At 67.6% G+C, this 26,382-nt stretch carries 33 protein-coding genes; 10 read left to right on the top strand and 23 right to left on the bottom strand.

Translation table 11 applies throughout. From position 1 onward, the window contains the following. Positions 1-161 precede the first annotated feature (161 nt). Both RMO97_RS10960 and RMO97_RS10955 read left to right on the top strand, forming a co-directional pair. Entirely contained in the window at positions 162-1,031 is an 870-nt protein-coding gene (locus RMO97_RS10960) for a MoxR family ATPase (RefSeq protein ID WP_310541001.1), read from the top strand. Positions 1,032-1,109: 78 nt separating this feature from the next. After that, a complete protein-coding gene (locus tag RMO97_RS10955) occupies positions 1,110-1,904 on the top strand; it encodes a hypothetical protein (RefSeq protein ID WP_310541000.1) in 795 nt (264 codons plus the stop codon). 15 nt (positions 1,905-1,919) lie between these two features. Here RMO97_RS10955 and RMO97_RS10950 read toward each other — a convergent pair whose 3' ends face one another. Then, the gene (locus RMO97_RS10950) at positions 1,920-2,291 is read right to left on the bottom strand and encodes a hypothetical protein (protein ID WP_310540998.1); all 372 of its coding nucleotides are present in this window, start codon (positions 2,289-2,291) and stop codon (positions 1,920-1,922) included. 17 nt (positions 2,292-2,308) lie between these two features. Further along, positions 2,309-3,121: a universal stress protein gene (locus RMO97_RS10945; RefSeq protein WP_310540996.1), complete on the bottom strand. Its 813-nt coding sequence runs from the start codon at positions 3,119-3,121 to the stop codon at positions 2,309-2,311. Positions 3,122-3,230: 109 nt separating this feature from the next. Here RMO97_RS10945 and RMO97_RS10940 point away from each other — a divergent pair, with 109 nt between their 5' ends. Genes RMO97_RS10940 through RMO97_RS10930 form a run of 3 tightly spaced genes read left to right on the top strand, consistent with a single transcriptional unit; the run spans position 3,231 to position 5,357 of the window. Next, positions 3,231-3,875, top strand: coding sequence for an HD family hydrolase (locus tag RMO97_RS10940; protein ID WP_310540994.1), 645 nt, complete (start codon positions 3,231-3,233; stop codon positions 3,873-3,875). A 2-nt stretch (positions 3,876-3,877) separates the two neighbouring features. Next, on the top strand, positions 3,878-4,390 hold the full coding sequence (locus RMO97_RS10935) for a hypothetical protein (RefSeq protein ID WP_310540993.1): 513 nt from the start codon (positions 3,878-3,880) through the stop codon (positions 4,388-4,390). 1 nt (position 4,391) lies between these two features. Continuing rightward, positions 4,392-5,357: an NrtR DNA-binding winged helix domain-containing protein gene (locus tag RMO97_RS10930; protein ID WP_310540991.1), complete on the top strand. Its 966-nt coding sequence runs from the start codon at positions 4,392-4,394 to the stop codon at positions 5,355-5,357. A gap of 7 nt (positions 5,358-5,364) precedes the next feature. On the opposite strand, the gene RMO97_RS10925 is transcribed toward RMO97_RS10930, so the two are convergent. The 10 genes from RMO97_RS10925 to RMO97_RS10880 all read right to left on the bottom strand — a co-directional run bounded on the left by RMO97_RS10925 (position 5,365) and on the right by RMO97_RS10880 (position 10,624). Then, on the bottom strand, positions 5,365-5,820 hold the full coding sequence (locus RMO97_RS10925; protein WP_310540989.1) for a hypothetical protein: 456 nt from the start codon (positions 5,818-5,820) through the stop codon (positions 5,365-5,367). A 107-nt stretch (positions 5,821-5,927) separates the two neighbouring features. After that, complete coding sequence (locus tag RMO97_RS10920; protein ID WP_310540988.1) at positions 5,928-6,107, bottom strand: hypothetical protein; 180 nt, start codon at positions 6,105-6,107, stop codon at positions 5,928-5,930. A gap of 62 nt (positions 6,108-6,169) precedes the next feature. Beyond that, the gene (locus RMO97_RS10915) at positions 6,170-7,099 is read right to left on the bottom strand and encodes a sterol desaturase family protein (protein ID WP_310540987.1); all 930 of its coding nucleotides are present in this window, start codon (positions 7,097-7,099) and stop codon (positions 6,170-6,172) included. Beyond that, on the bottom strand, positions 7,099-7,485 hold the full coding sequence (locus tag RMO97_RS10910) for a hypothetical protein (RefSeq protein ID WP_310540986.1): 387 nt from the start codon (positions 7,483-7,485) through the stop codon (positions 7,099-7,101). The genes RMO97_RS10915 and RMO97_RS10910 overlap by 1 nt, the downstream gene beginning before the upstream one ends. Before the next feature lie 67 nt (positions 7,486-7,552). Next, positions 7,553-7,897, bottom strand: coding sequence for a response regulator (locus RMO97_RS10905; protein WP_310540985.1), 345 nt, complete (start codon positions 7,895-7,897; stop codon positions 7,553-7,555). Between the two features lie 56 nt (positions 7,898-7,953). Continuing rightward, the gene (locus RMO97_RS10900) at positions 7,954-8,133 is read right to left on the bottom strand and encodes a hypothetical protein (protein ID WP_310540984.1); all 180 of its coding nucleotides are present in this window, start codon (positions 8,131-8,133) and stop codon (positions 7,954-7,956) included. 195 nt (positions 8,134-8,328) lie between these two features. Next, entirely contained in the window at positions 8,329-8,625 is a 297-nt protein-coding gene (locus RMO97_RS10895; protein ID WP_310540982.1) for an HU family DNA-binding protein, read from the bottom strand. Between the two features lie 178 nt (positions 8,626-8,803). Continuing rightward, entirely contained in the window at positions 8,804-9,238 is a 435-nt protein-coding gene (locus RMO97_RS10890) for a glycine zipper domain-containing protein (protein ID WP_310540981.1), read from the bottom strand. A gap of 86 nt (positions 9,239-9,324) precedes the next feature. Then, complete coding sequence (locus tag RMO97_RS10885; RefSeq protein ID WP_310540980.1) at positions 9,325-9,861, bottom strand: porin family protein; 537 nt, start codon at positions 9,859-9,861, stop codon at positions 9,325-9,327. Positions 9,862-10,087: 226 nt separating this feature from the next. Continuing rightward, complete coding sequence (locus RMO97_RS10880) at positions 10,088-10,624, bottom strand: porin family protein (protein WP_310540979.1); 537 nt, start codon at positions 10,622-10,624, stop codon at positions 10,088-10,090. A gap of 332 nt (positions 10,625-10,956) precedes the next feature. Between RMO97_RS10880 and RMO97_RS10875 the strand changes: the two genes are divergently transcribed. After that, positions 10,957-12,078: a beta-ketoacyl-ACP synthase III gene (locus tag RMO97_RS10875; protein WP_310540978.1), complete on the top strand. Its 1,122-nt coding sequence runs from the start codon at positions 10,957-10,959 to the stop codon at positions 12,076-12,078. A gap of 29 nt (positions 12,079-12,107) precedes the next feature. Here the strand turns inward: RMO97_RS10875 and RMO97_RS10870 are convergent, their stop codons facing one another. Next, complete coding sequence (locus tag RMO97_RS10870) at positions 12,108-13,301, bottom strand: M48 family metalloprotease (protein ID WP_310540977.1); 1,194 nt, start codon at positions 13,299-13,301, stop codon at positions 12,108-12,110. A gap of 107 nt (positions 13,302-13,408) precedes the next feature. On the opposite strand from RMO97_RS10870, the gene RMO97_RS10865 reads away from it, so the two are divergent. Continuing rightward, a complete protein-coding gene (locus RMO97_RS10865) occupies positions 13,409-14,170 on the top strand; it encodes a PIG-L family deacetylase (protein WP_310540976.1) in 762 nt (253 codons plus the stop codon). Positions 14,171-14,252: 82 nt separating this feature from the next. Further along, positions 14,253-14,900, top strand: a complete 648-nt coding sequence (locus tag RMO97_RS10860) for a YceI family protein (RefSeq protein WP_310540975.1) — start codon at positions 14,253-14,255, stop codon at positions 14,898-14,900. Positions 14,901-14,967: 67 nt separating this feature from the next. Here RMO97_RS10860 and RMO97_RS10855 read toward each other — a convergent pair whose 3' ends face one another. From RMO97_RS10855 to RMO97_RS10815, 9 genes are all read right to left on the bottom strand, one after another. After that, positions 14,968-15,411 carry a DUF488 domain-containing protein gene (locus RMO97_RS10855; RefSeq protein ID WP_310540974.1) on the bottom strand — a complete coding sequence of 148 codons (444 nt, stop codon included), beginning with the start codon at positions 15,409-15,411 and terminating at the stop codon, positions 14,968-14,970. Positions 15,412-15,473: 62 nt separating this feature from the next. Then, positions 15,474-15,701 carry a hypothetical protein gene (locus RMO97_RS10850; RefSeq protein WP_310540973.1) on the bottom strand — a complete coding sequence of 76 codons (228 nt, stop codon included), beginning with the start codon at positions 15,699-15,701 and terminating at the stop codon, positions 15,474-15,476. Position 15,702: 1 nt separating this feature from the next. Continuing rightward, entirely contained in the window at positions 15,703-15,999 is a 297-nt protein-coding gene (locus tag RMO97_RS10845; RefSeq protein WP_310540972.1) for a hypothetical protein, read from the bottom strand. Next, the gene (gene ppdK / locus RMO97_RS10840) at positions 15,996-18,692 is read right to left on the bottom strand and encodes a pyruvate, phosphate dikinase (RefSeq protein WP_310540971.1); all 2,697 of its coding nucleotides are present in this window, start codon (positions 18,690-18,692) and stop codon (positions 15,996-15,998) included. Before ppdK ends, RMO97_RS10845 begins: the two co-directional genes overlap by 4 nt. Before the next feature lie 12 nt (positions 18,693-18,704). Continuing rightward, positions 18,705-20,981: a glycine--tRNA ligase subunit beta gene (gene glyS / locus RMO97_RS10835; RefSeq protein ID WP_310540970.1), complete on the bottom strand. Its 2,277-nt coding sequence runs from the start codon at positions 20,979-20,981 to the stop codon at positions 18,705-18,707. A 2-nt stretch (positions 20,982-20,983) separates the two neighbouring features. Beyond that, positions 20,984-21,553 (bottom strand): endonuclease domain-containing protein, encoded by a 570-nt coding sequence (locus RMO97_RS10830; protein WP_310540969.1) that lies wholly within the window; start codon positions 21,551-21,553, stop codon positions 20,984-20,986. Continuing rightward, entirely contained in the window at positions 21,550-22,452 is a 903-nt protein-coding gene (locus tag RMO97_RS10825) for a glycine--tRNA ligase subunit alpha (protein WP_310540968.1), read from the bottom strand. The genes RMO97_RS10830 and RMO97_RS10825 overlap by 4 nt, the downstream gene beginning before the upstream one ends. Positions 22,453-22,533: 81 nt before the next feature. Beyond that, positions 22,534-22,887, bottom strand: coding sequence for a hypothetical protein (locus RMO97_RS10820; RefSeq protein ID WP_310540967.1), 354 nt, complete (start codon positions 22,885-22,887; stop codon positions 22,534-22,536). Positions 22,888-22,941: 54 nt separating this feature from the next. Next, positions 22,942-23,583: a fasciclin domain-containing protein gene (locus tag RMO97_RS10815; protein WP_310540966.1), complete on the bottom strand. Its 642-nt coding sequence runs from the start codon at positions 23,581-23,583 to the stop codon at positions 22,942-22,944. A gap of 385 nt (positions 23,584-23,968) precedes the next feature. Here RMO97_RS10815 and RMO97_RS10810 point away from each other — a divergent pair, with 385 nt between their 5' ends. Together RMO97_RS10810 and RMO97_RS10805 are read left to right on the top strand one after the other, a co-directional pair. Further along, complete coding sequence (locus RMO97_RS10810) at positions 23,969-24,307, top strand: P-II family nitrogen regulator (protein ID WP_215339866.1); 339 nt, start codon at positions 23,969-23,971, stop codon at positions 24,305-24,307. A 37-nt stretch (positions 24,308-24,344) separates the two neighbouring features. Beyond that, positions 24,345-25,787 carry an ammonium transporter gene (locus RMO97_RS10805; RefSeq protein WP_304776634.1) on the top strand — a complete coding sequence of 481 codons (1,443 nt, stop codon included), beginning with the start codon at positions 24,345-24,347 and terminating at the stop codon, positions 25,785-25,787. A 60-nt stretch (positions 25,788-25,847) separates the two neighbouring features. On the opposite strand, the gene RMO97_RS10800 is transcribed toward RMO97_RS10805, so the two are convergent. Continuing rightward, positions 25,848-26,382 (bottom strand): GNAT family N-acetyltransferase (locus tag RMO97_RS10800; protein WP_310540965.1); only part of this gene is annotated, 535 nt, incomplete at its 5' end.

Genomic DNA, 26,382 nt, shown 5'->3' with positions numbered 1-26,382 from the left:
CAAGGAGATGGGCTACGCCGAAGACCGCGCCGGCCAGACCCGGGCGAAGCCCAACCGCTAGGCCCATCGCGGAAGCGCTTGATCATCGCGCCGCGCCCTATAGGTTGCCCGAGACAAACAACTGTTCGAATGCGGGTTCAGACGCCCGCCGGGGAGCCTGAATGAGCCAGCGTTTCGAAGGCACGGACAACTACGTCGCGACCGAGGACCTGAAGGTCGCGGTCAACGCGGCCATCGCGCTGGAGCGTCCGCTGCTCATCAAGGGCGAGCCCGGCACCGGCAAGACCGTGCTGGCCTTCGAGATTGCCAAGGCGCTCGGGGCCGAGATGATCACTTGGCACATCAAGTCGACCACCAAGGCGACTATGGGCCTCTATGAGTACGACGCGGTGACCCGCCTGCGCGACAGTCAGCTCGGCGACGAGCGGGTGAAGGACGTCCGCAACTACATCAAGAAGGGCAAGCTCTGGGAGGCGTTCACCGCCGACAAGCGCCCGGTCCTGCTGATCGACGAGATCGACAAGGCCGACATCGAATTCCCGAACGACCTGCTGCAGGAACTCGATCGGATGGAGTTCTACGTCTACGAGACCAATGAGACGATCAAGGCCGAGGTCCGGCCGATCGTGATCATCACCTCCAACAACGAGAAGGAGCTGCCGGACGCCTTCCTGCGCCGCTGCTTCTTCCACTACATCCGCTTCCCGGAAGCCGAGACGATGAACGAGATCGTCGAAGTCCATTATCCGGGCATCAAGCAGAAGCTGGTCGCCGAGGCCCTGCGGATCTTCTACGACATGCGCAAGGTGCCGGGCCTGAAGAAGAAGCCGTCGACTTCGGAACTGCTCGACTGGCTGAAGCTGCTGATGGTCGAAGACATCGACGCCGCGGCGCTGGCCGAGAAGGATCCCACCAAGCTGATCCCGCCGCTGCACGGCGCCCTGCTGAAGAACGAGCAGGACGTGCACCTGTTCGAGCGCCTGGCCTTCCTGGCCCGCCGCGAAGGCGCGGGCTCGCGTCCGGGCCAATAACGCTTACGACGAATTCACTCGACCTGATCGAGGGCTCCGGTCACCGTTGATACGAACGGGATCGGAGCCCTTTTTCTTATGAAGACCCTGCTGTTGCTGGCCGCCTCGGCCCTAGCGCTCACCGCCTGCCAGAGGCCCGCCGCCCTGAAGGCCAAGCTGGAATGCCCCCCGACCGAAGGCAGCCTGACCCGGGTCAGCGCCGCAGCCGACGGGCAGAGCTGCGTTTATCGCGAGAGCGACGGCGCCCAGATCACCCTGACCCGCATGCCGGTGAAGGGCGACGCAGTGGCGACGCTCGCCACGCTCGAGGCTGAACTCAAGACCCTTGGCGGCTCGCCTGTCGCCGCCAGCGCCGACACGACCGCCGCGCCTGGAGCGGCCGCCGAAGCCGCACGCGTCGAGGCCGAGGCCCGGGCGGACGCGAAGATAGACGCGGCCATTGACCCCGCGGTCGGCGAAGCCGATGAGGGCCGCCCCAGGATTCAGGCCAAGGTCGACACCGAGACCGGCGAGGAACACACCCAGGTCGACCTGCCGGGCCTGCACATCAAGGCCGAGGGCGACAAGGCCAACGTCCAGGTCGGCCCGATCCACATCAAGGCCGACGGCGACAGCTCGACGGCCACGATCAAGATGTACCGGGACGTCCGCATGCGCGGCGAGGCGCTGTCACGGGAGAAGCGCGGCCTGCGCGCCACCTTCATCTACGCCGGCGACGACCTCACCGGCGGGTACAAGTACCTGGGCTATGAAGCGTCGGGTCCCAAGAAGGGCCCGATCGTCGTCGCGGTGGTGAAGTCGACCGCCAACAGCCGGCACGACGACATGTACGACGACGTCAAGACCCTGGTCCGCCGCAACGGCGGGACCTGATCGCCCCGGACCGCTCTAGACCGCCTGTACTTCCACGACCTTGTAGGTCAGGGGCCGGCCGTCCTCGTCGGCGACGGTGACATATTCGCCAACGGCGAACCGATGGTCGCCCAGGCGGTGGACCGGCTCGTCGTCGGCTGTGTCGTCGGCCTCATAGTCGAAGAACCAGCGGGCGCCACGCTTGGCCAGGCGACCGTCGGTGGCCTCTTCATCGGGCGTGAAGCGACGCACGGTGCACCGCGCCTTGGCCTTGGCGTAGGCCGCCTCGTCGATGTGGCCGTCGGAAGTGAGCGGCGCGGTCAGCGAATAGCCACGGTGGTCATCGCCTCCCGCGAACTCGGTGCCCGGATTGCGGGCAAGCCGCATGACGATGCGCGAGAGGCTCATGACGGTACGCTTTCGGTCTAGTGGGAAAGGAACAGGGACGGCTGATCAGCCGCCAGCAGCGAACGGGTCGTGCCGCCGAAGATGAACTCCTGCAGGCGCGGGTGCCCAAAGGCGCCGGCCACTAGAATGTCGGCGTTGGCCTTCTTGGTGGCGTAGAGCAGCAGCGGAGCGGCGTCGCCGGAGTCCGGCAGGATGTCGACATCAGCCACAACGTTGCGGGCGGCGAAATAGGCCTGCAGACGCGCGGGATCAAAGCTACGCGAGCTGGCCTTGGGCGCGGCGAGGATCACCACGCGGGAGGCCTTTTCCAAAAGCGGCATGGCCAGACGCGCGGCGCGGGAGGCTTCCTTGCCCCCGTCCCAGGCCACGGCGATCACGCCGCCGGTCTTGAAGCCCTCACGGGCGATCAGAACCGGGCGCTGTTCGTCGGCCACCATCTGCTGGAAGGCCTCGGCCAGGGGGCCGCGTCCGCGCGGCGGGTCGTTGGTGAAGACCACCACGTCGGAAAGACGGCTCTCGGCGGAGAGCCCCGCCCAGACCGGAGTCTGCAGGGAGATAAACTCAGCCTTGGCGTAGGCGCAGGCTTCCACGGCGGCGCGGGCCTTGACCTCGCCGGCGGCCGCGGCCTCCTTTAGGGATTCCAGGGCGGTGGATTGGACTCCGCCCAGAAAACCCTCGCCCATCCAGGGCATCACATCAGCGACATCGGCAGGGGTGTAGACACAGGCAAGCTCGGCGCCGAAAGGTTCGGCCAGCAGGGCGGCGGCCTTCACGGCGGCCTTGTCGCCCTCGCCGCCGGACAGCGGCGTCATGATTCTAGCCCAGCTCATGTGTTTCCCCTTCGCGTTGGTGCACAGTGGTGACGACGATGGACCCGCACATTGATCTTTCTCAAGTCCTGGTTCAGGTCACGAGCTTGAGTGTGAGAGGAACGCGTCCGTGAGGAAAGGGCTGCATAGAACCGCGAAAGAACCCCGGGCGTGGCAACGCATGCTTTCGGGGCGCCGTCTGGACCTGCTTGACCCCTCGCCGATGGATATCGAGATCGAGGATATCGCCCACGGACTGGCCCGCGTCGCGCGCTGGAATGGACAGACGATCGGCGAGCACGCCTTCTCCGTGGCCCAGCATTCGGTGGTGGTGGAGGAGATCTGCGCCCACATCCAGCCCGACCTGGAACCGCGCTGGCGGCTGGCGGCCCTGCTGCACGACGCCTCGGAATACGTCATCGGAGACATGATCAGCCCGTTCAAGGCGGCGCTCGGCTACGACTACAAGCTGTTCGAGGAACGGCTGGAACATGCGATCCACACACGCTTTGGCCTGCCCGCCAAGGTCCCGCTGAGCGTGAAGAAGCTGATCAAGCGGGCCGACCGGGCCTGCGCCTACTTCGAGGCGACCCAGCTGGCGGGATTCGGGGTCGACGAATCCGTGGAGTTCTTCGACCCGCCGCCGGCGGGCTACCACCTGCACATCGAGCCGTTGTCGGCGGCCCAGGCCCAGCTACGCTACGTGCAGCGGTACCAGGTGTTGTCGGAAGCGGCGGGCTTCTCCGTCGGCCCAGCCGCGTTCGATACGGAGTGAGCGTGTCCTTCATCATCTGCGGGCTGGCCGAGGTTCCCGCCGTGATCAAGGCGCGGCGGCCCTCGCACATGGTGACCTTGCTGGACCCGGCCAGCATGATCGCCACGCCCGCGGGGATCGAGGCCGCCAACCATTTGCGCCTGGGGGTCAACGACATCGCCGAGCCGATGGAGGGCATGATCCCGCCCGACGAGCAGCTGGTCCATGACCTGCTGGCCTTCGGAAGCCGTTGGAAGGGGGACGCCCCGATGCTGATCCACTGCTGGGCCGGTATCAGCCGGTCCACCGCCAGCGCCTTTGTCCTGGCCTGCGCGCGCAATCCCGACGCCGACGAGCGGGAGATGGCGCTGTTGATGCGTCGGGCGGCCAGCCACGCCTATCCGAACCGCCGGATCATCGCCCTTGCGGATGACATCCTGGGTCGGCGCGGCCGTATGGCCGATGCGATCGCCGCGATGGGCGGCAATGACTTTGTGAGCCAGGGCACACCCTTCGATTTCCCGGCCCGGCACTAGGATGGACCGCGCCGTCGTCATCGGGCTGTCGGCGGTGGTGGTGGCCATACGCGACGGCCAGGCCGTGGTGCTGACGGTCCGGCCGCGGGGGCAGCAGGCCGGCCTGCCCTTCGGCCCCTTTGACCCTGACGGCCACCGGACCTTCGAACTGGCCCTGCGCGCCTTCGTGACGGCCCAGACCCGGTTCGACCTCGGCTATGTCGAGCAGCTCTACACCTTTGGCGACAAGGGCCGCGACGCACCCCTGGCCGACATGGGCGTGGGGACCGGGGCCGCGCGGGTGATCTCGGTGGGCTACCTGGCCCTGACCCCTCAGGCGGTGGACACTCACGCCCCGGACACCACCTGGGCCGACTGGAGCCGGTTCTTCCCCTATGAGGATTGGCGCGAGGGGCGCCCCGCCGCGCTGTCGGCCCTCGAGCCCGCCCTGCGGCAATGGGCGGGCGCGGCGCCGGGCCCGGAGGCCAGCCGCCGCCGCTCGGCCGCCCGCCTGCTATTCGCCCTGGACGACGCGCCCTGGAACGAGGAGCGGGTGCTGGAGCGCTACGAGCTGCTCTATGAGGCGGGCCTGGCGCCGGAAGCCGCCCGCGACCGGGGCGAAGGGGCGCCCTCCCCCGCCCTGGCGGCGGCCATGGGCGAGCCGATGTTCTCCGACCACAGGCGGATCCTGGCCACGGCCCTGTCACGTCTGCGGGGCAAGCTGAAATATCGGCCGGTGGTGTTCGAACTGATGCCCGAGGCCTTCACCCTGTCCTTCCTGCAAAGGGCCGTGGAGGCCATCGCCGGCGTGCCGCTCCACAAGCAGAACTTCCGCCGGGCGCTGGAGCGCGCCGACATGGTGGAGGGACTTGGCCGGATGGACACCGACACGGGCGGGCGGCCCGCCGAGTTGTTCCGCTTCCGCCGCGAAATCCTGGGCGCCCGGCCGGTGTCAGGGCTCAGCCTGCCGCTGCTGCTCCGAGACTAGGCGGCCGTTAATACCAGGACGCGGGCGGCTTGGGCAGAGTCTGGGCGTGTTCGACGCAGTCCCGCAGGCCAGGTGTCAGGTCGGCGCGCAGGATAGCGGCCTTGTCGGGCTGGCCGTCACCGTGTTTCAGGGCCGCGTACCAGCCCGGCAGCAGTTCGTCGATGACGCGCTTGTCCGCCTCCGGCCCCACCTGTTTGGCCAGGATCTCGGCGTCATAAATGATGCGGTCGGCGACCGCGTAGATTTCGCGCATCAGGTCGAGGTCGGCCTGGGTTGGATTGTTCTCGGGCTTGGTGAGCCCAATGAAGCCCCCCAGACGCAGCTCGCAAAGATGGTCCTTGCGCAGGTAGTGCAGCCTGGCGTCCTCCACGTGCTGGGTCACCGGCTGGGCCGAGGCTGGCGGACCGGCCGCCAGAAGGGCGCCCGCCGCAAGGGCCGGCAAGATCGGAAGTCTGATGCTCATCACGCACCCCCGTTTGGCAGGCGCGCCGAACGCGGCCTCGGCCAACGGGGGAGGCTACACCTTTCCGGCGCGGGGGCAGAGTCCGCCCGCACGCGCGGGCGCGGCGGTCAGTGGCGCGGGTCGAAGACCGAGGAAAACCGCGAGCCGGGGAAGGCGCGGCGGGCGTACTGGCGGTCCGAAGACTCGCCGGGCCGGCGCTCCTCGGCGAATTCCGCTAGGACCTGCAGCAGGCGCACCATCGGATTGTCGTCGATGGGCACGATCTTGTCGCTGGTGTGCGGCTCCATGCCCCATCAACGGGGACGCCATGGTGAAGGTTCCCGCTTGGCCCGAACGAGGTATCTCGGGCCTAGGCGGCGACGTCGGGAGTGTCGGACTTGGCCTGCCCCGCCTCCCACTGGGCTTTCAGGGTCGCCGATGTGTCGCGGGAGCCATCGGGGCTCCAGCCGGGGGGGCCGAACAGATAGCCCCCGACCTCTCGCAGGGACCGCGAGCCGGCGAGGTCCTTGGCGATCCCGCCCCACTCGTGAAACGCCACGCGGAGAATGTTGAAATTCCCCAGGTTCTTGACGATGCCGTAGCGCGGCGTCTCCTCGTCCAGCTCCGGCTGGAAGGTGCCAAACAGCTTGTCCCAGATGATCAGGATACCGGCGTAGTTGCGGTCGAGGTAGCGGGGGTTGCGGGCGTGATGGACCCGGTGGTGCGAGGGTGTGTTGAACACCGCCTCGAACCACTTCGGCATCCGGCCAATCGCCTCTGTGTGGATCCAGAACTGGTAGACGAGGCTGATCCCCTTCTGGATCGCCAGCATGGCCGGCGGGAAGCCCAGGAAGGCCAGCGGCAGCCAGAGCGCCCACGTGCCAGCCAGGCCGCCGGTCCAGGTCTGCCGCAGGGCGGTGGACAGGTTGTAGTGCTGCGACGAGTGGTGATTGACGTGGGCGGCCCACCAGAAGCGCCGCTCATGGCTGAGGCGATGGAACCCGTAATAGGTCAGGTCCTCCAGGAAGAAGATCGCCACCCAGGCCCAGATGGCGGTCATGGGGATGTCGAACACCCGGTGCTGCCAGACCCAGACCGTGGCGGCCACGGCCGCGCCGCCGGTGAGCAGGCCCGCCACATTGCTGCCCAGGCCCATGCCCAGGGAGGCCATGGTGTCCTTGGTCTCGTAGTGGCTCTTCACCGCCTTGAAGCGGGTGAGCGCGATCTCGAGAATGATGGTCAGGACGAAGAACGGGATCGCCAGGGTGACCGGATCGAACGGGGCCTTGAGCGGATCCATCAGGCGCCGCCTGCTGGCGGCCAGGAGTCAAAGGCCAGACGCGCCCGAGGCGCCGAGACGTCCGCCAGGTCGAGCTTCAGCACCCCGTCGCGGAAGCTGGCGGCCACGGCCTGGGCCCAGGGGATGTGACGGGCGGCGTAACCGTCGCCGACCTCGCACAGCACCAGGGCCGAGGCGCCCGAGCGGGCCAGGGCGCCGCGACCATCATTTGTGACCCAGAGCGCGTCGAGGGCCCTGCCCGGGAACTCATCGGCGAACAGGGCCCGGGCGCGGGCCTCGCTCAGCGGCGACATGGGCTTGGCGATCTTGGCCCAGGCGGCCAGGGCCACCAGCAGGGCCACCGCCGCGAAGGATCCAGCGAACTGGATCGCGAATTGTTTGTCCAAGGCGTGTTCTCCCTGACAGGAAAGTCCGCCGTGGGCGGACCAGCGTCAAGGGCGTGGACGCGGCATTCTAGGCCGCCAGGGCGCGCCTCAGACAGCTGACAACCTGGTCCGCGTGATACGGCTTGGAGACGAAGTCGCTGCCATCGGGCAGTCCGCCCGAGAGATCCGCGCCGCCGGTGGTCACCAGGATGCGGACATCGGGCCACCGGGCGTGCACGAGCTGCGCCAGGTCGATGCCGTCCATGGACCCGGGCATGTTCACATCGGTGAACACCGCGCAGATGTCGTCATGACTGTTGAGGATCGCCACGGCCTGCTCGGCGTCATCGGCCTCGATGACGGTGAACCCCGCCTCCTCCAACCCAATGGCGGCCGTAAGACGGACCAGGACTTCATCTTCAACCAAAAGCACTAAAGGCGACATGGTGGAGCAACTTGCGGGATTGGCGGAAGTTCCCCGTCTTGCGATCAGTTCGCAGGGGGTTCGAACAGATGGGCCCACGGATAGCCATGCGGCGCCGGTTCACCTGCTGCGATCCGATCCAGATCGCGACGCGCCTTGGCGCTGAGGAACTGGGCGTAGGTGATGATCTGCGCGGCCGCCTGGCCGGCTTCGGCGGGATTGGGGTTGGAAACCTCGTCTTGCATGCGTCACCTCTGTTGCGGCCCGAGCCGCGATGACCGCCATAAGGCGCCGCTCCACCTGAACGGGCATGGAAGCAGCCCGTTGGCTGGTGTTCAGGTTGGCTTGACCATTTCCAGGCTGGGCGCCGAAACAAAACAGGGCCGCCCCATGGGGACGGCCCTGCCTGCAATCTGTCGCGCGGGAGACCCGGGCGGGACTTACTTCTTTTTGGCGGGCTTCACGCCGTTGACGGCGTCCTTGAGGCCCTTGGCGGCGCGGAAGCGCACGGCCTTGGAGGCCGGGATCTTGATCGCTTCGCCGGTGGAGGGGTTGCGGCCTTCACGGGCGGCGCGAGCGCCGACGTCGAACACGCCGAGACCCGAGAGACGGACATCGCCGCCGCCGGTCAGAGCGCCCGAGACGGTGGCGACCATGGCTTCCAGCACGCGGCCGACTTCGGCCTGGGTGGTCCCGGCGGCCGTGGCGACCTGTTCGATAAACTCAGATTGGGTCATGTGACCTCCGGTTGTCTTTGTTGCGCCTCGCGTATCGACGCAAGGGAGGCAAGGGTTTGCGCAGATTCGCGGGCTATGGCGACCTTGACGCAAGGGAAACGGGGCCGAGAGACCCCGATTTCAGGCAAAATAGCGCGCATTCGCCGCAGAGGAGAGGCGTATGAACCCCTCCAGGACATTAGCGGTCGTCGCGTAGGTACACCACCTGGCTGCGACCCGAGCTGATCAGGTGACCCAGCAGGAAGCCGGCGGCCGCGGCGATGCCGAGGGCCACATAGGGCTTCTCACGGACCAGGACGTCGGTGTCGCCGAAGCGCTCGACGGCGCGTTCCTTCACCTTGCCATAGACCTCCTGGCTCTTGGCGACGACCACCTCGGTCTTGCCTTCCAGCAAGGTGCGGGCGGCGCTCAGCAGGCTGTGGGCGGCTTCATTGAGCGCGGCGGGGGCCTTGCCCATGGCGTCGGCCGCCTCGCTGAGCGAGTCCGACGCGCTGGCCCTGGCGTTCCTGGCCGAGGCGGCGACCGGATCGAGGGCGGCGGTGGCGTCAGCCAGATCGGCGGCTGTTCCGTTAGCCGTGGTTCCGTTGGCGGAGGAGGTCATCGGGTCGGCCATGATTTTTCTCTTCGAATAGGGGATCAGGCCCAAAGGCGGGGGCCGGGCGCGACATCAACGATGTCGGCCCGGCCGAGGTTCCGAACCTAGAACTTGCGCGTGTAGGCGATAGCCCAGACGTCGGCGTTCTCGCTGGCGTCCTTGAAGTCGTGACGGGTGTAGTCGAGGCGGACCCCGTTCTTGTCGTCCAGGAAGTACTGGCCGCCGACGCCGTAGTTCCAGCTCTCGCCGTCATCGGCCGCCGAAGCCCCGGCGGCGGACGCCTTGATCTTGGACGTGCCGTAGCCGACGCGGGCGAAGAGGTCGGCCTGCGGCGAGACCGGCAGGTAGCCAACGCCGTAGATGGCGGCTTGGTGCTGCAGCTTCACATCCACCGAAGTCCCGGCGACATTGACGCTGTCTTCCTTGACGCCAGCGGCCAACTCGCCCTCGACGCCGAGATACTGGCCAAAGCGGGCGCCGACGCGGCCCTGGATGGCGCCCAGGTTCACGTCGTCGATATTAGCGTTCGCATAGCCGAGCGAGCCGTACACGGTGGTGGGGGAGAGGGACTGCGCCGAGGCGATGGCGGGGACGGCGAGGGTCAGGGCGGTCGTTGCCGCCAGGGCGATGAGAGACTTCATAGGTTACTCCAACTCGTTGGTTCAGCTCCCCAGCAGGTCCCAAGTCGCCTTCAAACACGGCGGTCCTAGGTCCGTTCCTCGACAATGGACGGAAACAATGTGGCGGGGCCGGAGGTGTGCCCCGGCGGACACAGGTGCGCGCGAGGCGCGCTGGCGTTGGAGACCGGCGTTCGAAACGCGGTCACGTCACGGCCGGGATGTACCCGGCCGTGACGCTGCGTGGGTCTTAGAACTTGCGGGTGTAGGCGACCGCCCAGACGTCAGCGTCGTCGCTGGAGTCCTTGAAGTCATGACGCGTGTAGTCGACGCGCACGCCATTCTTCTCGTCGAAGAAGTACTGGCCGCCGACGCCGTAGTTCCAGCTGTCGCCATCGGCGGCGGCGGCGGCGCCGAGCGCCGAGGCTTCGATCTTGGAGTTGCCGTAGCCCACGCGGGCCAGCAGGTCGAACTGCGGGTTCAGCGGCAGATAGCCGACGCCGTAGATCGCCACCTGGTGCTTCAGTTCCACGTCGACATTGACCGCGCCGATGCGGACGCTGTCTTCCTTGACGCCGCCGGCGACTTCACCTTCGACGCCGACATACTGGCCAAAGCGGGCGCCGAGGCGGCCCTGGACGGCGCCCAGGTTCACGTCGTCGATTGCGGCGTTGGCGTAGCCGATCGAGCCGTAGAAGGTGGTGGGCGACATCGACTGCGCCGAGGCGACGGCCGGGGCGGCGACAAGAACAGCGGCGGTGGCCGCGAGTGCGATGAGAGACTTCATTTTTTTGATACTCCAACTCTGGGTTTCATTGCCCAGGCTGCGCAAATGGCATGCATCGGCCGCGAAACAAGCCTGTTTTCCGTGCAGATTAGGATGACAACATCGGTATCCCACCAGATGTGGCCGCTCCGCCACAGACTTGAAGTCGCGGGAATCGGGCCCATGGACGCGCCGCAACGGCAACCTAGAGGTGAAGTAGGTGCAGCTTTTCAGAAGCTTAGCCTTGGGAGTGTGCAAGTAGGTGGGGAGGGCTATCGGCCTGTCGGCCTCCCCCATGCTATCAACGCCGCAGACGCCCCAGACAGGGGCCCCTTGTACCGGGAGACGACGCCTTGCACTCAGCCGTGATCGCGGCCACCGGCCTCTACACCCCGCCTCAGAGCGTCTCGAACGCCGAGCTGGTGGAGGCCTTCAACACCTACGTCGCCAACTTCAACACCGAGCACGCCGCAGGCATCGAGGCCGGCGAGGTGGAGGCCCTGACCCCCTCCTCCGTCGAGTTCATCGAGAAAGCCTCGGGGATCAAGTCGCGGTTCGTGGTGGACAAGGCCGGCGTCATCGACCCGGCGGTGATGACGCCGTCTATCCCGGAACGCTCCAACGACGAGCTTTCCGTGATGGCGGAGATCGGCGTGGCCGCGGCCCGTGACGCCATCGCCCGCTGGGGCAAGGACGCCAGCCAGATCGACGCGGTGATCTGCGCGGCCTCGAACATGCAGCGCGCCTATCCGGCCATGGCCATCGAGATCCAGCAGGCCCTGGGCATCGAAGGCTTCGGCTTCGATATGAATGTCGCCTGCTCCTCGGCCACCTTCGGCATCAAGACGGCGGCCGACTACATCGCCACGGGCTCGGCCCGCGCGGTGCTGGTGGTCAATCCGGAGATCACCTCGGGCCACCTGAACTTCCGCGACCGCGACAGCCACTTCATCTTCGGCGACGTGGCGACGGCCGTGATCGTCGAACGCGAAGACCTCGCCAAGCCAGGTCAAGGCTGGGAAATCCTGGGCACACGCCTGAAGACCGAGTTCTCCAACAATATCCGCAACAACTTCGGCTTCCTGAACCGCGCGGCGCCTGAGGGCGTCGGGGCGGCGGACAAGCTCTTTGTCCAGGAGGGCCGCAAGGTGTTCCGCGAGGTGGTGCCGATGGTGTCGGAGATGATCGTCCAGCACGCCGGCGACCTGGGGGTGGATCCCACGGGGCTGAAGCGCCTGTGGCTGCACCAGGCCAACATCAACATGAACGTCATGATCGGCAAGCGGGTGCTGGGCCGCGATCCTGCGCCCGGCGAGAACGTCATCATCCTCGACACCTACGCCAACACCTCGTCGGCCGGTTCGATCATCGCCTTCCACAGCGCCAATGAGGACTTCCAGGCCGGCGACACCGGCCTGATCTGCTCCTTCGGCGCCGGCTACTCCGCCGGCACGGTCTTCGTCAGGAAGCGGTAGGCCTCAGGACCTTCCGGAACCGGGGCCCGTCAGTAGATCGGCTCACTCTTGGGGGGATGGGCGGCCTTCCAGTCCATCGCCATGCGGACACGGCTGCCGACGGAAGGATGGTCGTAGAACAGCACCTCCTCCAGCTTGGAGGGGGTGGCGGCGCGATATTCGATGGTCTTGACCAGGGCCTTGGCCAGGCCGTCCGGCTCGTTGAAGCGTTCCAGCGAGAATAGGTCGGCGTCGGTCTCGGCCACCCTTATCAGGGACGAGGTGATGGGCGTCGCCAGCAGGCCCAGCACGGCCATGATGATCCAGACCACCGGCAGGCCGGCGGGGTCGGAAACCCCGCTGATGTCCCTGGCGCCCAGCAGCCGCGCGACAGGCGCGAACAACCGGTCCACCAGGAAGAACAGCACCAGGGCCAGGGCGCCGAAGGCCGAGGCCAGCCAGATGGAGTGCGTGTGGACGTAGTGGCCCATCTCGTGCCCCACCACGCCCTTGACCTCAGCCAGGTCGGCGCCCTGCTTGAACATCGTGTCGCTCATGGCGATGCGGGCGGTGCCGAACAGGCCCGAGACATTGGCCGTGTAGCGGTTGGACTGCTTGGAGCCGTCATAGACATAGATCTTGTCGGAGGGGACGCCGTTGGCGTTGGCCATAGTGACGACCGTGTCTCGCACCGGGCCGGGCGGCGCCGGCGTGTAGGTGTTGAACAGCGGCTCGATGAACACCGGGGACACCACCATGATCACCATGAAGGCCACCGCCACCAGGCCGCCGCCCCAGGCCCACCAGGTCTTGGGGGCCTTCCGCATCAGGGCGTAGACGCCGGTGGCCAGGGCCACGGTCATGATCAGCGAGATCGCCAGCATGAGCAGGGTCTCGCCGGCCCAGCCGCCGAAGGCCTGGTCGGTGAGGCCGTAGGATTTCTGCCGCCACCAGTCCTCATAGGCCGACCAGGGCAGGATCAGCAGGCCCTCGATCAGCATGTCGACCACGACGACCGCGGCCACGGCCAGCCAGGGGCGGCTCCCTCCGGCCTCCACGCCGTTGCGGACCTTCACCAGGACGCCGGACTTTAGCACCAGCCAGGCGACCACCACCGCCACCACGGCGGTCCACAGCAGCACCCAGTGCCCGCCCTGGGTATAGGCCGTGGCCTTGGCGTGGGCCTCCGGCGGCAATGTCGCGAGATAGGCCTGCGTCGCCGCGGCCGCATCGAATTGGGCCATGCCCCTACCCTCCCGAATATGGGGTGGAAAAAGCCAGATAAGCCTAGGCTTGTCAGGTGAAATTTGTCTCACCTTCCCGCCGGGCGGACGCCGGGCGATAAGGGGCGATGACCACGATCCTCGCCATCCACGCCCATCCCGACGACATCGAGACCCTGGCCGCCGGCACGATGGCGCTGCTGGCCGCCCGTGGGCATGACCTGAAGATCGTCACGGTGACGGCCGGAGACTGCGGCTCCAACGAGACCGGGCCGACCGAGACCGCCGAGATCCGCAAGGCCGAAGCCGCCATGGCGGCCGCCCTGATCGGGGCCGACTACCGCTGTGGCGACATCCCCGATCTGTGCGTGTTCAACGACGATCCCTGCCGGCGCCGGGTGACCGAGATGATCCGCTGGGCCGCGCCCGACATCGTGCTGACGGCCTCACCGGCCGACTACCACCCCGACCATGAGGCCGTCAGCGTACTGGTCCGCGACGCCTGTTTCGCCGCCTCGGTCCCCAACTACAGGACCGGCGACGCGCCCGTCCTGACGGGCATCCCGCATCTCTATTTCATGGACCCCATCGGCGGCCGCGACCGCGAGGGGGTGAAGGTGATCCCCGATTTCGGCGTCGACGTGGGCGGCCACTTCGCCACCAAGCAGGCCATGCTCGCGGCCCACAAGAGCCAGGACAGCTGGGTCTCCAAGCAGCACGACATCAGCGACCACCAGGCCTCGATGGAGGCCTGGACCCGCAGGCGCGGCCGCGATTTCGGCGTGGCCCTGGCCGAGGGGTTCCGCCAGTACCGGCATCATCCCTATCCGCGCACCGCTCTCTTGCAGGAGCTGCTCGGAGAGTCCCTGGTCGCGGTCCCGGGCGCCTGACAAAAGGGTCAGGTCCATTGTCGGGCGTGGGTTCGGCGGTTCGTCCTTGAGACAGGACCACCGAAAACAAGGGTGCTTGGGTATGACCAATCTTCTGAAGTCGTTGCTGGCCGTGAGCGCCAGCCTGGCCATCTCCCAGGCCTTCGCCGACCAGGCGCTGGCGGCGAACGGCGCCTGCCCGCCCGGTGTGCCGGCGGGGATTTTCTGTGGCGAGCCCGACGCCGGCCTGGCGCCGGCCGGGACCTACAAGCTGGACAAGGACCACGCGTCGGTTCTCGCCCGGGTTCCCCACTTGGGCTACTCGATCAGCGTCTTCCGCTTCGACAAGGCGGCGGGCTCCCTGGTCTGGGATCCGGCCTCGCCGGCCAAGTCCTCGGTCACCGCAACGGTGGAGACCGGAACCGTCGCGACCAACGTGGCCGGTTTCGGCGCCGACATCTCAGCCAAGTACCTGGGCGCCAAGGCCAATCCGACGGCGACCTTCGTCTCCACCGCCTTCCGCAGGACCGACGCCACCCATGGCCAGGTGGACGGCGACCTCACCCTGATGGGCAAGACCAGGCCGATCACCTTCGATGTGGTGCTGGTGGGGGCCGGCAAGGGCTTCGGCAAACCGCGCATCGGCATGACCGCCACCACCAGGATCAAGCCGGCCGACTTTGGTATGCCGCCGGTGTTCGCCGACCCCATCGAACTGGTGATCGACGCCGAGTTCGAGCAGCAGCCCTGAGGCGGATCAGATTGGGCGGGTGGCGCCGCTCACACGGCGCGCGCGACCCTGCACGGGAAACTTCCGCCTAGAGGTTCTCGATGTCGCAGCCGAGCTCCGCGGCGATGGTCTCGGCCAGGATCTTGCGGTGGCAGCCGCAAGGGTCGGCCTCGTAGCAGAGCAGCGCGGTCTTGCGGTCGGCGGCGATGGCGGTGGCGCGGGCCAGTTCCAGCTGGGCGGCCGGCTCGGCCATGTGCGCCTCGAAGATCTCCGTCATCTCCTCCACCCTGCCCTTGCGCGCCGCGTCGCGGCCAGGCTTGGGGGTGCCCAGCTGGCGCAGGTGGAGGTATTCGATCCCGGCCGCGGCGAGGCTGGCGGCCAGCAGGGTCTTGGAGAAGCCAGCGCGACGGGAGGCGGCCACCGCGCGGACATCGATCAGCACCGACACCTTGGCGGCCTTCAGTCGGGCGATCACCGCGTCCTGGGTCTGGCTCTCGTAGCCGATGGTGGCGAGGGGGATTTGGCTGGGCATTTCCGCAAGATGGGCACGGGTCCTCGAATGACCAGCGCAACTGTGGCCGAGCGAGGCCATCCCTACCTTGGCTGCACCGGCCGGCGCACGCTGATGGTGTTAGCCGGCAGGTTGGACATGACTTCCAGGCGCTGCAGCTCGGCCACGGCGGTCTTGATCATCGCCTCGCCCTCGGCCTCCGAGGGCGCGATGTTGCAGCCCGCCAACTGACCGTCCTTGAAGATGGCGATGATCAGCGGAAGGCCTTCGGAGGGGGCGGGATAGAGCGCGCCGTGAATGCGTGCGGCCATCTCAGGTCTCCTGGGGTTTGGGCTTGCCGTCGAGGACGGTCAGTTTGCGGACGACGAGTTCGTCGATTTCGAGACGCCTGATGCGGGCTCGTCCAACCGTCAGGCGACCGATCGCCAGAGCGCCGATCGCCAACGCCCCCACCGCCAGGGCTCCAACCGCGAAGGACCCGAAGGCCACCGCGCCCACAGCTCCGGCGCCCACCGCTCCAGATCCCATCGCGCGGGCCGGTTTTGCTTTCGGCAAGACTCCGGCGATCCCGTCGGCAAGGCTCCTGGCTGTGGTGGCGGTCTTCGTCACCGGTCTTTCTCGCGCTCGCCGATGGCGGCCTGAGCCGCCGCCAGACGGGCGATCGGCACCCGGAAGGGCGAGCAGCTGACGTAGTCCAGGCCGACCTTCTCGCAGAAGTCGATGGAGGCCGGGTCGCCGCCGTGCTCGCCGCAGATGCCGAGCTTGATGTCGGGGCGGGTCTTGCGGCCGCGCTCCACAGCGATGCGGATCAGGTCGCCGACGCCCTCCTGGTCGAGGGTCACGAAGGGATCGCGCTCGAAGATGCCCTTGTCGATATAGGCGCCCAGGAAACGGCCGCTGTCATCGCGGCTGATGCCGAAGGTCGTCTGGGTCAGGTCGTTGGTGCCGAAGGAGAAGAACTCGGCGTGCTCGGCCAGGTCGTCGGCGCGGATGGCCGCGCGGGGCAACTCCACCATGGTGCCGACCATGTAGGTGATGGTTACGCCCTTTTCGGCCATGACCTGCTTCGCGACCCGGTCGGTGAGTTCGCGCAGGAACTTCATCTCCAGGCCCTTGGCCACCAGGGGGTGCATGATCTCCGGGATCGGCGCGGCCTTGCCAGACTGCACCACCTCGATGGCGGCCTCCAGGATCGCCCGGACCTGCATCTCGTAGATCTCGGGATAGGCCACGCCCAGGCGGCAGCCGCGGTGGCCCAGCATGGGGTTCACCTCGTGCAGCTCCTTGGCGCGGGCCAGCAGCTTGGCGGCGTCCAGGCCGGTGGCCTTGGAGACCGCCTCCACATCCTCGGCGGTGTGGGGCAGGAACTCGTGCAGCGGCGGGTCAAGCAGTCGGAACGTGACCGGCAGGCCCTCCATGATGGCGAACAGCTGGACGAAGTCCTCGCGCTGCATGACCAGCATCTTGGCCAGCGCCTGTTCGCGTCCGGCCCGGTCGTCGGCCAGGATCATCTCGCGCACCGCGGCGATGCGGACGGCGTCGAAGAACATGTGCTCGGACCGCACCAGGCCGATGCCCTCGGCCCCGAACTGCCGGGCGGCGGCGGCGTCGGTGGCGGTCTCGGCGTTGGCGCGGACCTTCAGGCGGCGGATCGCGTCGGCCCAGACCATCAGGGCGGCGAAGTCGCCCGTCAGCTCCGGCTCGATCATCTGCACGGCGCCCGAGAGCACCTCGCCCTTGGAGCCGTCGATGGTGATGATGTCACCGGCCTTGAAGGTGCGGTTGCGGGCCCGGAAGGTCTGGGCCGCGTCGTCGATATAGAGCTCGCTGGCGCCGGAGACGCAGGGCCGGCCCATGCCGCGGGCCACCACGGCGGCGTGGCTGGTCATGCCGCCCCGCGCCGTGAGGATCGCCTTGGCGGCGTGCATGCCGTGGATGTCTTCCGGGCTGGTTTCTTCGCGGACCAGGATCACGGACTCGCCGGCGGCGGCCATCTTCTCGGCCTCGTCAGCGTCGAAGACCACCTTGCCGGTGGCCGCGCCGGGCGAGGCGGGCAGGCCCGAGGTGATGACGTCGCGCGGGCTCGCAGGGTCGATGGTGGGGTGGAGCAGCTGGTCGAGCGAACCGGGCTCGATGCGCATCACCGCCTCTTCCTTGGTGATCAGGCCCTCATTGGCGAGATCCACCGCAACCTTCAGCGCCGCCTTGGCGGTGCGCTTGCCGTTGCGGGTCTGGAGCATGTAGAGGCGCCCCTTCTCCACGGTGAACTCGATGTCCTGCATGTCGCGATAGTGGGTTTCCAGCTTCTCGACGACGGACTTGAACTCCTTGAAGACGTCCGGGAGGGCCTCCTCCATGGACGGCGACTTCTCGCCCATCTCCTCGCGGGCGGCCCGGGTCAGGGCCTGGGGCGTACGGATGCCGGCCACGACGTCCTCCCCCTGAGCGTTGATCAGGAACTCGCCGTAGAGGCGGGCCTCGCCGGTGGAGGGGTTGCGGGTGAAGGCGACACCGGTGGCGGAGCTGTCACCCATGTTGCCGAACACCATCGACTGGACGTTGACGGCGGTCCCCCAGCTCTCGGGGATGTCGTGCATGCGACGATAGAACTTGGCCCGGTCGTTCATCCAGCTGGCGAACACCGCGCTGATGGCGCCCCAGAGCTGGGCCTGCGGATCCTGCGGGAACGGGTGGCCCAGCTCGCGCTCGACGGCGGCCTTGTAGGCGCCGACGACCTTTTCCCAGTCCTCGGCGGAAAGGGCGGTGTCGACGGTGACGTCGAGGCGCTCCTTCTGCTCGTCCAGGATATCTTCGAACATGTGGTGATCCAGGTCGAGGACCACCGCGGAGTACATCTGAATGAACCGGCGATAGGAGTCGAAGGCGAAGCGGCGGTCACCGGCCAGCTTGGCCAGCCCCTCCACCGTCTGGTCGTTGAGGCCCAGGTTGAGAACGGTGTCCATCATGCCCGGCATGGAGGCCCGGGCGCCCGAGCGCACCGAGACCAGCAGCGGGTTGCCGGCGTCGCCGAACACCTTGCCGGTGATGGTCTCCACCTTGGCCAGGCCCGAGATCACCTGTTCCTTCAGGCCCTCGGGATAGCTCTTGTCGTTGGAATAGTAGTGGACGCAGGCTTCGGTGGTGATGGTGAAGCCGGGGGGCACAGGCAGGCCCAGGGAGGACATCTCGGCGAGATTGGCCCCCTTTCCGCCCAGCAGGTTCTTCATGGACGCGTCGCCGTCGGCGCCGCCCCCGCCGAAGGAATAGACCCAGCGCGACTTCGTCAGCGTATCGGTCGGCATCCTTGAGGTCTCCTAACCCGTCACCAAAGAGAAGTCCGCGACGCGACCCATCGCGTCGCGCACCTGTGCCAGAAGCCGCAGACGGTTCTCACGTTCCGCCGCGACCTCCGAGTTCACCAAAACCTTCTCGAAGAAGGCGTCCACAGGGCCGCGAAGTCCCGACAAAGCACGCATGGCGCCCGCGAAATCTTCGTTGTGCAATGCACGCCCCACCGCGGGTTCCGCAAGGGAAATCGCCCCGATCAGGGCGGTCTCCTCGGGCGAGGCGCCGGCCATGGCGACCGCCGGCCCAGCTGGCAGCGGGCCCTTCTTTTCCTCGGCCTGCAGCAGCTGGCGAGCGCGCTTCTCGCCGGCCAGCAGGTTCTTGCCGTCCTCGGTCTTGAGGAAGCCGTCGAGGGCCTCGACCCGGGCCACGATGCGCACCAGGTCGTCGTCGCCGAGGGCGAAGACCGCGTCCACCAGGTCGTGGCGTTTGCCCTGGTCGCGCAGCACCACCTTCAGGCGGTCGGCGAAGAAGGCCATGACCTCGTCGGCCACCACGCTATAGGGGCGGAATTCGTAGATCACCTCGCCCTCAGGCGCGTCGCCGGCCGCGGCCGAACGGTCGAAGCGGATGTCGAAGTCTTCCTCGGTGGCCACGACGTAGGGCTTGCCCTCGAGCAGGGCGTCCTCGAACTCCTCGACATAGGTCTCGAAGACCTCCGAGGGGCTGCGCGACAACGGGCCCAGATATCCGGTGGTGCGCCGGGTGGAGACGTAGAGGGCGCGGCCCGGATCGACGAAGCAGCGCAGGGAGCGGTACCAGTCCCCCACCAGCTCGCGGACCGGGGCGCGGGCTTCCGAGCCTAGCAGGATGCGGATCACACCGAGCGCCGCGCGGCGCAGGGCGTAGGGGTCGCGCGAGCCCGTCGGCTTTTCGTTGATGGCGAAGAAGGCGGTGAGCGTGTCGAGCTTTTCGGCCAGGGCCACAGCCATGGTGACCGGGGTGTCGGGCGCGTCGTCATTGGCGCCGACCGGGCGGTAGTGGTCGCGGATCGCATCGGCGACGACGCCGCTGATCTTTTCCTCACGGGCGTAGTAGCCGCCCATCAGGCCCTGCAGCTCGGGGAACTCGCCGACCATGCCCGTGCCGAGGTCGGCCTTGGCCAGGCGCGCGGCCAGCACGGCCTTGGCGACATCGGCGCCGACCCGCGGCGCGATGGCCTTGGACAGCAGCTCCAGCCGCTCGACCCGCTCATAGAGGCTGCCCAGCTTGGCGTGGAAGGTGACGCCCTTAAGCTTCTCCAGCCGGTCCTCCAGGGTGGTCTTGCGATCCTCGTCCCAGAAGAAGCGGGCGTCCGACAGGCGGGCCGACAGCACCTTGGCGTTGCCCGCCGCGATCACCTCGCCACCGTCGGCGGCCTCGATATTGGCCACGGTCAGGAAGTGCGGCGCCAGCTTGCCGGTGGAGGGATCACGGACCGCGAAATACTTCTGGTGGGTGCGCATGGAGGTGCGGATGACCTCCGGCGGCAGGTCCAGGAAGGCCGGCTCCATGTCGCCCAGCACCGGGGTCGGCCACTCGGCCAGGCCCGCCACCTCGTCCAGCAGGCCCTCGTCGTCCACCAGGTCCAGATTGCGCGCGAAGCAGAGGGTCTTGGCGCCGTCCAGGATGCGGTCCTTCCGCTCCTCTGGGTCGAGGATCACGAAGTGCTTGGCCAGCTTGTCGGCGTATTCGTCGAAGTCGCGCACCTTGAAGGGCTGACCCGAGCCCATGAAGCGGTGGCCCTCGGTGATATTGCCAGCCTCGACGCCGTCGACGCTGAAGGGCACGACCCCGCCGTCGAAGACGCAGACGATGCGCTTGAGCGGCCGCACCCAGCGCAGGGTCCCGCGACCCCAGGTCATGGACTTGGGCCAGGGGAAGTCGCGAACGATCTTCTCGACCATCTCGGCGATGATCTCCGGCGTCGGGCGGCCCTGGCGGTGGATGTGGGCGAACCAGACGCCGTCCTTCTCCACGAGTTGTTCGCGGGTCAGGCCGGTGGAACGCAGGAACCCTTCCATGGCCTGGTCTGGGGACCCGACGCGAGGACCCTTGCGGTCCTCATGGCGGTCGCCCTGGCTGGCCGGCAGGCCCTCGGCCACCAGGGTCAGGCGGCGCGGACCGCCGAAGGACTTCACGGCCTCCGGAATCAGGCCCTCGCCCGCCAGGTGCTCGCGGGCCAGGCGTTCGAAATCACGCGCAGCCTGGGCCTGCATGCGCGCGGGAATCTCTTCGGAGAATAGTTCGATCAGAAGTTGGGGCATGACTATCCTCCCGTTCGCGGCGACATCGGGACGACCGGCGACGGGGGTTGGAAAAATCCCCCTTCCCCCTCGATGGGGGAAGGGTCGGGGATGGGGGTGAACGCGCAGAGTCGGGGCGACTGGCGCACATGGGCGCCGGCGCCGACCTGCGTCCACTGCGTCATCGGTTCGGATACACCCCCACCCAACCCTCCCCCATCGAGGGGGAGGGCTTTGGAGGCGCGAATCTCGCAGGCGATCTTTTCGGCGAGGCCCCAGGGATCGCCCAAGGCCTCGTCGTTGCGGAAGCGCAGGACACGGTAGCCCTGAGTTTCCAGCCACTGCGTGCGTTCGTGGTCGTAGATCTGCGACGCTTCGAGATCATGGCGCGGGCCGTCGAGTTCGATCACGAGCCGCGCCGCATGGCAGGCGAAGTCAGCGACGTAGCGACCGAGAGGCGCCTGCCGCCGGATATTCAGGCCGAGCTTCCGAAGCTCCGCCCAAAGGCGCTTCTCCGGCAGCGTCATCGCGCGGCGGAGATTGCGCGCGCGGCCAACGGCGCCCGGAAGGTGCGGACGGCGCTCGAAGCTCACGCCGCGCCCCCCTCGTTCTTCACCCAGGCCAGGGCGCACATCTTGGTCAGGTCGCGGATGCGGCCGATGTAGCTCTGGCGTTCGGCCACGGCGATCGCCCCGCGCGCATCCATCAGGTTGAACAGGTGGCTGGCCTTCAACACGTGGTCATAGGCCGGCAGAACGATGGCCTGGCCCTGGGGACCTGTCATGGCCAGCAGGCGCGGGACCTGGATCTCCATGTCCTCGAACTGGCGCTTCAGGGTCTCCACGTCATAGCCGTGGAAGTTGGCCTCGGAGTGTTGGCGCTCATTCTCCAGGAAAACGTCGCCATAGGTCTTGGGCTCGGGGCCGTCGGGATCGTTGAAGGCCAGGTCGGCGAAGTTGTCCACGCCCTGGATGTACATGGCCAGGCGCTCCAGGCCGTAGGTCAGCTCACCGGCCACCGGGAAGACGTCCAGGCCGCCCACCTGCTGCATGTAGGTGTACTGGCTCACCTCCATGCCGTCGCACCAGACCTCCCAGCCCAGGCCCCAGGCCCCCACCGTGGGGTTCTCCCAGTCGTCCTCGACGAAGCGGATGTCGTGCAGGCGGGTGTTCAGCCCGATGGCCTCCAGGCTGCCCAGATAGAGCTCCTGCAGGTTGTCGGGGTTCGGCTTCAGGATCACCTGATACTGGTAGTAGTGCTGCAGGCGGTTGGGGTTCTCGCCATAGCGGCCGTCGCCGGGGCGACGCGAGGGCTGCACATAGGCCGCCCGCCAGGACTTGGGACCGAGCGCGCGCAGGACCGTGGCCGGGTGCAGGGTGCCTGCGCCGACCTCCACGTCGTGCGGCTGCAGAATCACGCAGCCCTGACGGCTCCAATAGTCGTGCAATTTCAGGATAAGGCCCTGAAATGAAAGCGGCTTGTCGGTGGGCATGTGAGCTGTTTCGCAGGCGCAAAAAAAGTCGGCGGACCATAGGGCCCGCCGACCTCTGCTTCAACCCACGTAGGGGAGTCTTTAGTTACCCTTGGCGGCCGTGCGCTTGCCGGCGCGCGACAGGGGCTTGTAGAGCGCGCGGTTCTCCGGGGTGTCGGCCACCGGGCCGTTGGTCACCGTCGTGGTGGTGAGACTGGCGGACGTATCGGTGGTCGCGCCGGTGCTTGCCATCGGCGTCGTGACGCTGGTCGAGGACACGCCCTCCGCCGAGGTTTCGGTGGAGGCGCCGTCCATCGTCGGCGCGGGGTCGCCGGCCGGCGCGGTCATAGGCGGCATGGAGGATTCGGCCGGCTGGGTCATGGTCTGGGCCTGGGCGGCGCCGGCCAACAGTGCGGTGGCGGCGGCTGCGGCGAGAAGGGTCTTAAAAGTCATCATCGTTGCTCCTGGTGGTTCGTGAAAGACCCGGCGCGGCGCGCCGGGAAGCCCCGACTATTTGGGTTTCGGCATCACCTGGGTGGCCGGCAGGGTCGCCGGCGCTGTCGCCGAGGCCGATACCGCCGTATTGGCGGCGGCCATCGCGCCCGGCGGCATCAGCACCTTGTTCACGACGTGAATGACGCCGTTGGTGGCCATGATGTCGGCCTGGACGATCTCGGCGTCATTGACCTTCAGCGTCGCCCCGCCCGCCAGTTCGACAGACGGCCCGGCGACGGTGGCCGCCTTGCGGGTCGCGCCCTTGAACTCGCCCGAGGGCACCTTGGCGTTGATGACGTGGTAGATCAGCACCTTCTGAAGCTGGGCTTTGTTCTCGGGCAGCATCAGCTTGTCGAGTTCGCCCGCCGGCAGCGCCGCGAAGGCCGCGTCGGTCGGGGCGAACACGGTCAGGTTCTTGTTGTCCTTGAGCAGGCTGGTGAGGTTCGTGGCCTCGGCGGCCTTTAGGAAGGTCGTGAACTGGCCTGAGGCCTTGGCGGTGGCCACGATGTCGCCGGTGGCGACCACCTGGGCGGAGACCGCGGCGGTGGATTCTGCGGCGACCGGACCCTTGGCGGGCATGGTGGCGGTCTGCGCGTGGGCGGCGCCGGCCATCAGGGCCAGGGCGGCGGTCGTGGTCAGGATACGGTTCAAATTCATCGGGTCCTCATGACGGGGTGAATGGATGCCCCCACTCACCGAGCCTGGAGAGGAGCTCGGCCTGTCGGGCCAAACAGCGCACGGCGGCGCCTGCGGTTGCCGCAGATCACGGGTTCGTGAACGCGAGGTCTGGCGACCATCCGCCGAGCTTCACCAGGCCGATGGGCGTTCTGGAGGCGCTTTATGCGTAACAATTGATCACCCCCGGGGCGATGTGCCTGCGAATAGGGCGCCCGACGACTTTTCCTTGATCAATTGTTACCCCGCGTCCGCCGTCACCGGCGTGTCTCGGTAGCGTCGCCATGCCGTCGAGGGGGCTGAACTCGCGACGGGTCGGGAAATCACCACGGGCGTGCCGATCTTTGGGGCTGCGCAGGAGCGAGCGATGAAACTGATCATGGCGATCGTCAAACCCTTCAAGCTGGACGATGTGCGCGAAGCGCTTGTCGCCGCCGGCGTCGAGGGGCTGACGGTCTCGGAAGTTAAGGGCTACGGCCGGCAGAAGGGGCAGACGGAGATCTACCGGGGCGCTGAGTACCAGGTGAACTTCGTTCCCAAGGTGAAGCTGGAAGCCGTCGTCGACGACAGCGCCGCGGCCAAGGCCGTGGAAGCCGTCAAGGCCGCCGCCGCCACCGGCAAGATCGGAGACGGGAAGATCTTCGTCCTCAATGTCGAGGACGCGGTTCGCATTCGGACCGGCGAGTCCGGCACTGCGGCGCTCTAGAGCGCAGCGCGAACTCATCGGGACAAGGGGATAGCACATGAAAACATTCGGATTTAAGCGGCTGGCGGGCCTGTTAGCCGCCGCCACCCTGGTCGGAGCGCCCCTGGCGTTCCCGGCCTTCGCACAGGACGCCGCGCCGCCCGCCGCCGAGGCCGCCGCGCCCGCGCCGGAAGCCGCTGCGCCCGCGCCTGAAGAGGCTCCGGCGGCCGAGGCTCCGGCCGCCGCCGAGGCGGCTCCGGCCCTGCTGGCTCACCAGGCCAAGCTCGAACTGGACGGCTCCGGCACGGCCTGGATTCTGACCTCCACGGCCCTGGTTCTGATGATGACCATTCCCGGCCTGGCGCTCTTCTACGGCGGCATGGTCCGCCGCAAGAACGTCATCGCCACGGTGGCCCAGTCCTTCGCCGTCACCTGCGTGGTGACGATCGTCTGGATGGCCATCACCTACAGCCTGTCCTTCGGCGTGAACCCCGATGAGAATCTGAACAAGTACATCGGCTCCTTCGACGTCCTGTTCCTCAGCGGCGTCACCACCGAGACGGCCTTCTCGGCCGCCAAGGGCCTGCCTGAGATGCTGTGGATCGTCTATCAGATGACCTTCGCGATCATCACGCCCGCCCTCATCGCCGGCGCCTTCGCCGAGCGCATGAAGTTCTCGGCCCTGCTGCTCTTCACCGCCCTGTGGGCCATCTTCGTCTACGCGCCGGTCTGTCACTGGGTCTGGGGCGGCGGCTGGCTCTCGGGCGCGGGCGTCCTTGACTTCGCCGGCGGCACCGTCGTTCACATCAATGCGGGCGTCGCGGGCCTGATGTGCGCCCTGGTGCTCGGCAAGCGTAAGGGCTACGGCGCGGAAAACATGGCGCCGTCCAACCTGGTCTACACCATGATCGGCGCCAGCCTGCTGTGGGTGGGCTGGTTCGGCTTCAACGCCGGTTCGGAATGGGCCGCTGACGGCATCGCCTCGGCCGCCATGCTCAACACCCAGATCGCGGCCGCCGCGGCCGCCCTGGCCTGGATGATCGTGGAATGGGTCGAGCGCAAGAAGCCCGGCATGCTGGGCCTGGCTTCCGGTGCGGTGGCGGGTCTTGTCGCCATCACCCCGGCCGCCGGCTTCGTGAACCCGCAAGGCGCTCTGATCATCGGCATCATCGGTGGCGGCGCGGCCTATGTCGGCGCGGTCTGGCTCAAGCGCCTGCTCAAGTATGACGACAGCCTGGACGCCTTCGGCGTGCACGGGATCGCCGGCATCGTCGGCGCCCTGCTCACCGGCGCCCTGGCCGACCCGGCCATCAACAGCCTGGGTGAAGGCGCCAGCGTCGCCAAGCAGTCGCTGGGCATCATCGCCACCATCGCCTGGTCCGGCGTGGTCACCTTGATCATCCTGTTCGTGGTCAAGTTCACCACCGGCCTGCGCGTCTCGGAAGAGGGCGAAGTCGAGGGCCTGGACCTCTCGCTGCACGGCGAAGCCCTGCACGAATAGTCCACGTCAAACCAAAGCGTTGGGAACGGGGGTCCTTTGGGGCCCCCGTTTTCGTTTGGGCTATCGCCAGTCGGCCCGCGACAGCGCGTACTCCACCTCCCCCTGCTCCGCGCCCGGCAGGGGAGCGTCCCAGGCCAGATGGAAGGTGCGGACATAGGCCAGGCCCGCCTTCTCCATCACCCGCCGGGAGCCCAGATTGACCGCCATCGTCTGGCCCCAGATGCGGGCGAGCCCCAGTTGGCGGAAACCCAGATCGACCAGGGCCCGGGCCGCTTCGCTGGCGTAGCCCCGGCCCCAGGCCGCGCGGGTCAGCCGATAGCCCAGCTCCGCCTGGTCCCCCTCCAGCCGCAACGAGGCCCAGCCGACGAAGGTCTCCGCCTCGAACAGGAGCCAGGTGCGGCGGCTCAGCAGATCGGGCAGGCTGCGTGTCTCGACCGTTTCCCGGCTCTCGCCGGCGCCGGTGACGAAGGCCATCACCTGGGGATCGCCGTGCAGCGCGACCAGATATTCAAGATCGTGCGGCGTCAGGGGACGCAGGCGCAGTCGGGCCGTCTCCACGGGGTCAGCCCCAGGGGCCGCCGAGGCGGCAGCGCTG

Origin of the sequence: Phenylobacterium sp., from assembly GCF_031425575.1 — a bacterium.
GTDB lineage: Bacteria > Pseudomonadota > Alphaproteobacteria > Caulobacterales > Caulobacteraceae > Phenylobacterium.
The sequence above is the reverse complement of the archived record's forward strand: the minus strand, read 5'-3'. Positions and strand labels throughout refer to the sequence as shown.

Excerpts from the sequence above, each read along its gene's own strand:
- RMO97_RS10960 (WP_310541001.1), top strand. The coding sequence starts at position 162 with ATGAGCCAGCGTTTCGAAGGCACGGACAACTACGTCGCGACCGAGGAC.
- RMO97_RS10955 (WP_310541000.1), top strand. The coding sequence starts at position 1,110 with ATGAAGACCCTGCTGTTGCTGGCCGCCTCGGCCCTAGCGCTCACCGCC.
- RMO97_RS10950 (WP_310540998.1), bottom strand. The coding sequence starts at position 2,291 with ATGAGCCTCTCGCGCATCGTCATGCGGCTTGCCCGCAATCCGGGCACC.
- RMO97_RS10945 (WP_310540996.1), bottom strand. The coding sequence starts at position 3,121 with ATGAGCTGGGCTAGAATCATGACGCCGCTGTCCGGCGGCGAGGGCGAC.
- RMO97_RS10930 (WP_310540991.1), top strand. The coding sequence starts at position 4,392 with ATGGACCGCGCCGTCGTCATCGGGCTGTCGGCGGTGGTGGTGGCCATA.
- RMO97_RS10925 (WP_310540989.1), bottom strand. The coding sequence starts at position 5,820 with ATGAGCATCAGACTTCCGATCTTGCCGGCCCTTGCGGCGGGCGCCCTT.
- RMO97_RS10920 (WP_310540988.1), bottom strand. The coding sequence starts at position 6,107 with ATGGAGCCGCACACCAGCGACAAGATCGTGCCCATCGACGACAATCCG.
- RMO97_RS10915 (WP_310540987.1), bottom strand. The coding sequence starts at position 7,099 with ATGGATCCGCTCAAGGCCCCGTTCGATCCGGTCACCCTGGCGATCCCG.
- RMO97_RS10900 (WP_310540984.1), bottom strand. The coding sequence starts at position 8,133 with ATGCAAGACGAGGTTTCCAACCCCAATCCCGCCGAAGCCGGCCAGGCG.
- RMO97_RS10895 (WP_310540982.1), bottom strand. The coding sequence starts at position 8,625 with ATGACCCAATCTGAGTTTATCGAACAGGTCGCCACGGCCGCCGGGACC.
- RMO97_RS10890 (WP_310540981.1), bottom strand. The coding sequence starts at position 9,238 with ATGGCCGACCCGATGACCTCCTCCGCCAACGGAACCACGGCTAACGGA.
- RMO97_RS10885 (WP_310540980.1), bottom strand. The coding sequence starts at position 9,861 with ATGAAGTCTCTCATCGCCCTGGCGGCAACGACCGCCCTGACCCTCGCC.
- RMO97_RS10880 (WP_310540979.1), bottom strand. The coding sequence starts at position 10,624 with ATGAAGTCTCTCATCGCACTCGCGGCCACCGCCGCTGTTCTTGTCGCC.
- RMO97_RS10870 (WP_310540977.1), bottom strand. The coding sequence starts at position 13,301 with ATGGCCCAATTCGATGCGGCCGCGGCGACGCAGGCCTATCTCGCGACA.
- RMO97_RS10865 (WP_310540976.1), top strand. The coding sequence starts at position 13,409 with ATGACCACGATCCTCGCCATCCACGCCCATCCCGACGACATCGAGACC.
- RMO97_RS10860 (WP_310540975.1), top strand. The coding sequence starts at position 14,253 with ATGACCAATCTTCTGAAGTCGTTGCTGGCCGTGAGCGCCAGCCTGGCC.
- RMO97_RS10855 (WP_310540974.1), bottom strand. The coding sequence starts at position 15,411 with ATGCCCAGCCAAATCCCCCTCGCCACCATCGGCTACGAGAGCCAGACC.
- RMO97_RS10850 (WP_310540973.1), bottom strand. The coding sequence starts at position 15,701 with ATGGCCGCACGCATTCACGGCGCGCTCTATCCCGCCCCCTCCGAAGGC.
- ppdK (WP_310540971.1), bottom strand. The coding sequence starts at position 18,692 with ATGCCGACCGATACGCTGACGAAGTCGCGCTGGGTCTATTCCTTCGGC.
- glyS (WP_310540970.1), bottom strand. The coding sequence starts at position 20,981 with ATGCCCCAACTTCTGATCGAACTATTCTCCGAAGAGATTCCCGCGCGC.
- RMO97_RS10825 (WP_310540968.1), bottom strand. The coding sequence starts at position 22,452 with ATGCCCACCGACAAGCCGCTTTCATTTCAGGGCCTTATCCTGAAATTG.
- RMO97_RS10820 (WP_310540967.1), bottom strand. The coding sequence starts at position 22,887 with ATGATGACTTTTAAGACCCTTCTCGCCGCAGCCGCCGCCACCGCACTG.
- RMO97_RS10815 (WP_310540966.1), bottom strand. The coding sequence starts at position 23,583 with ATGAATTTGAACCGTATCCTGACCACGACCGCCGCCCTGGCCCTGATG.
- RMO97_RS10810 (WP_215339866.1), top strand. The coding sequence starts at position 23,969 with ATGAAACTGATCATGGCGATCGTCAAACCCTTCAAGCTGGACGATGTG.
- RMO97_RS10805 (WP_304776634.1), top strand. The coding sequence starts at position 24,345 with ATGAAAACATTCGGATTTAAGCGGCTGGCGGGCCTGTTAGCCGCCGCC.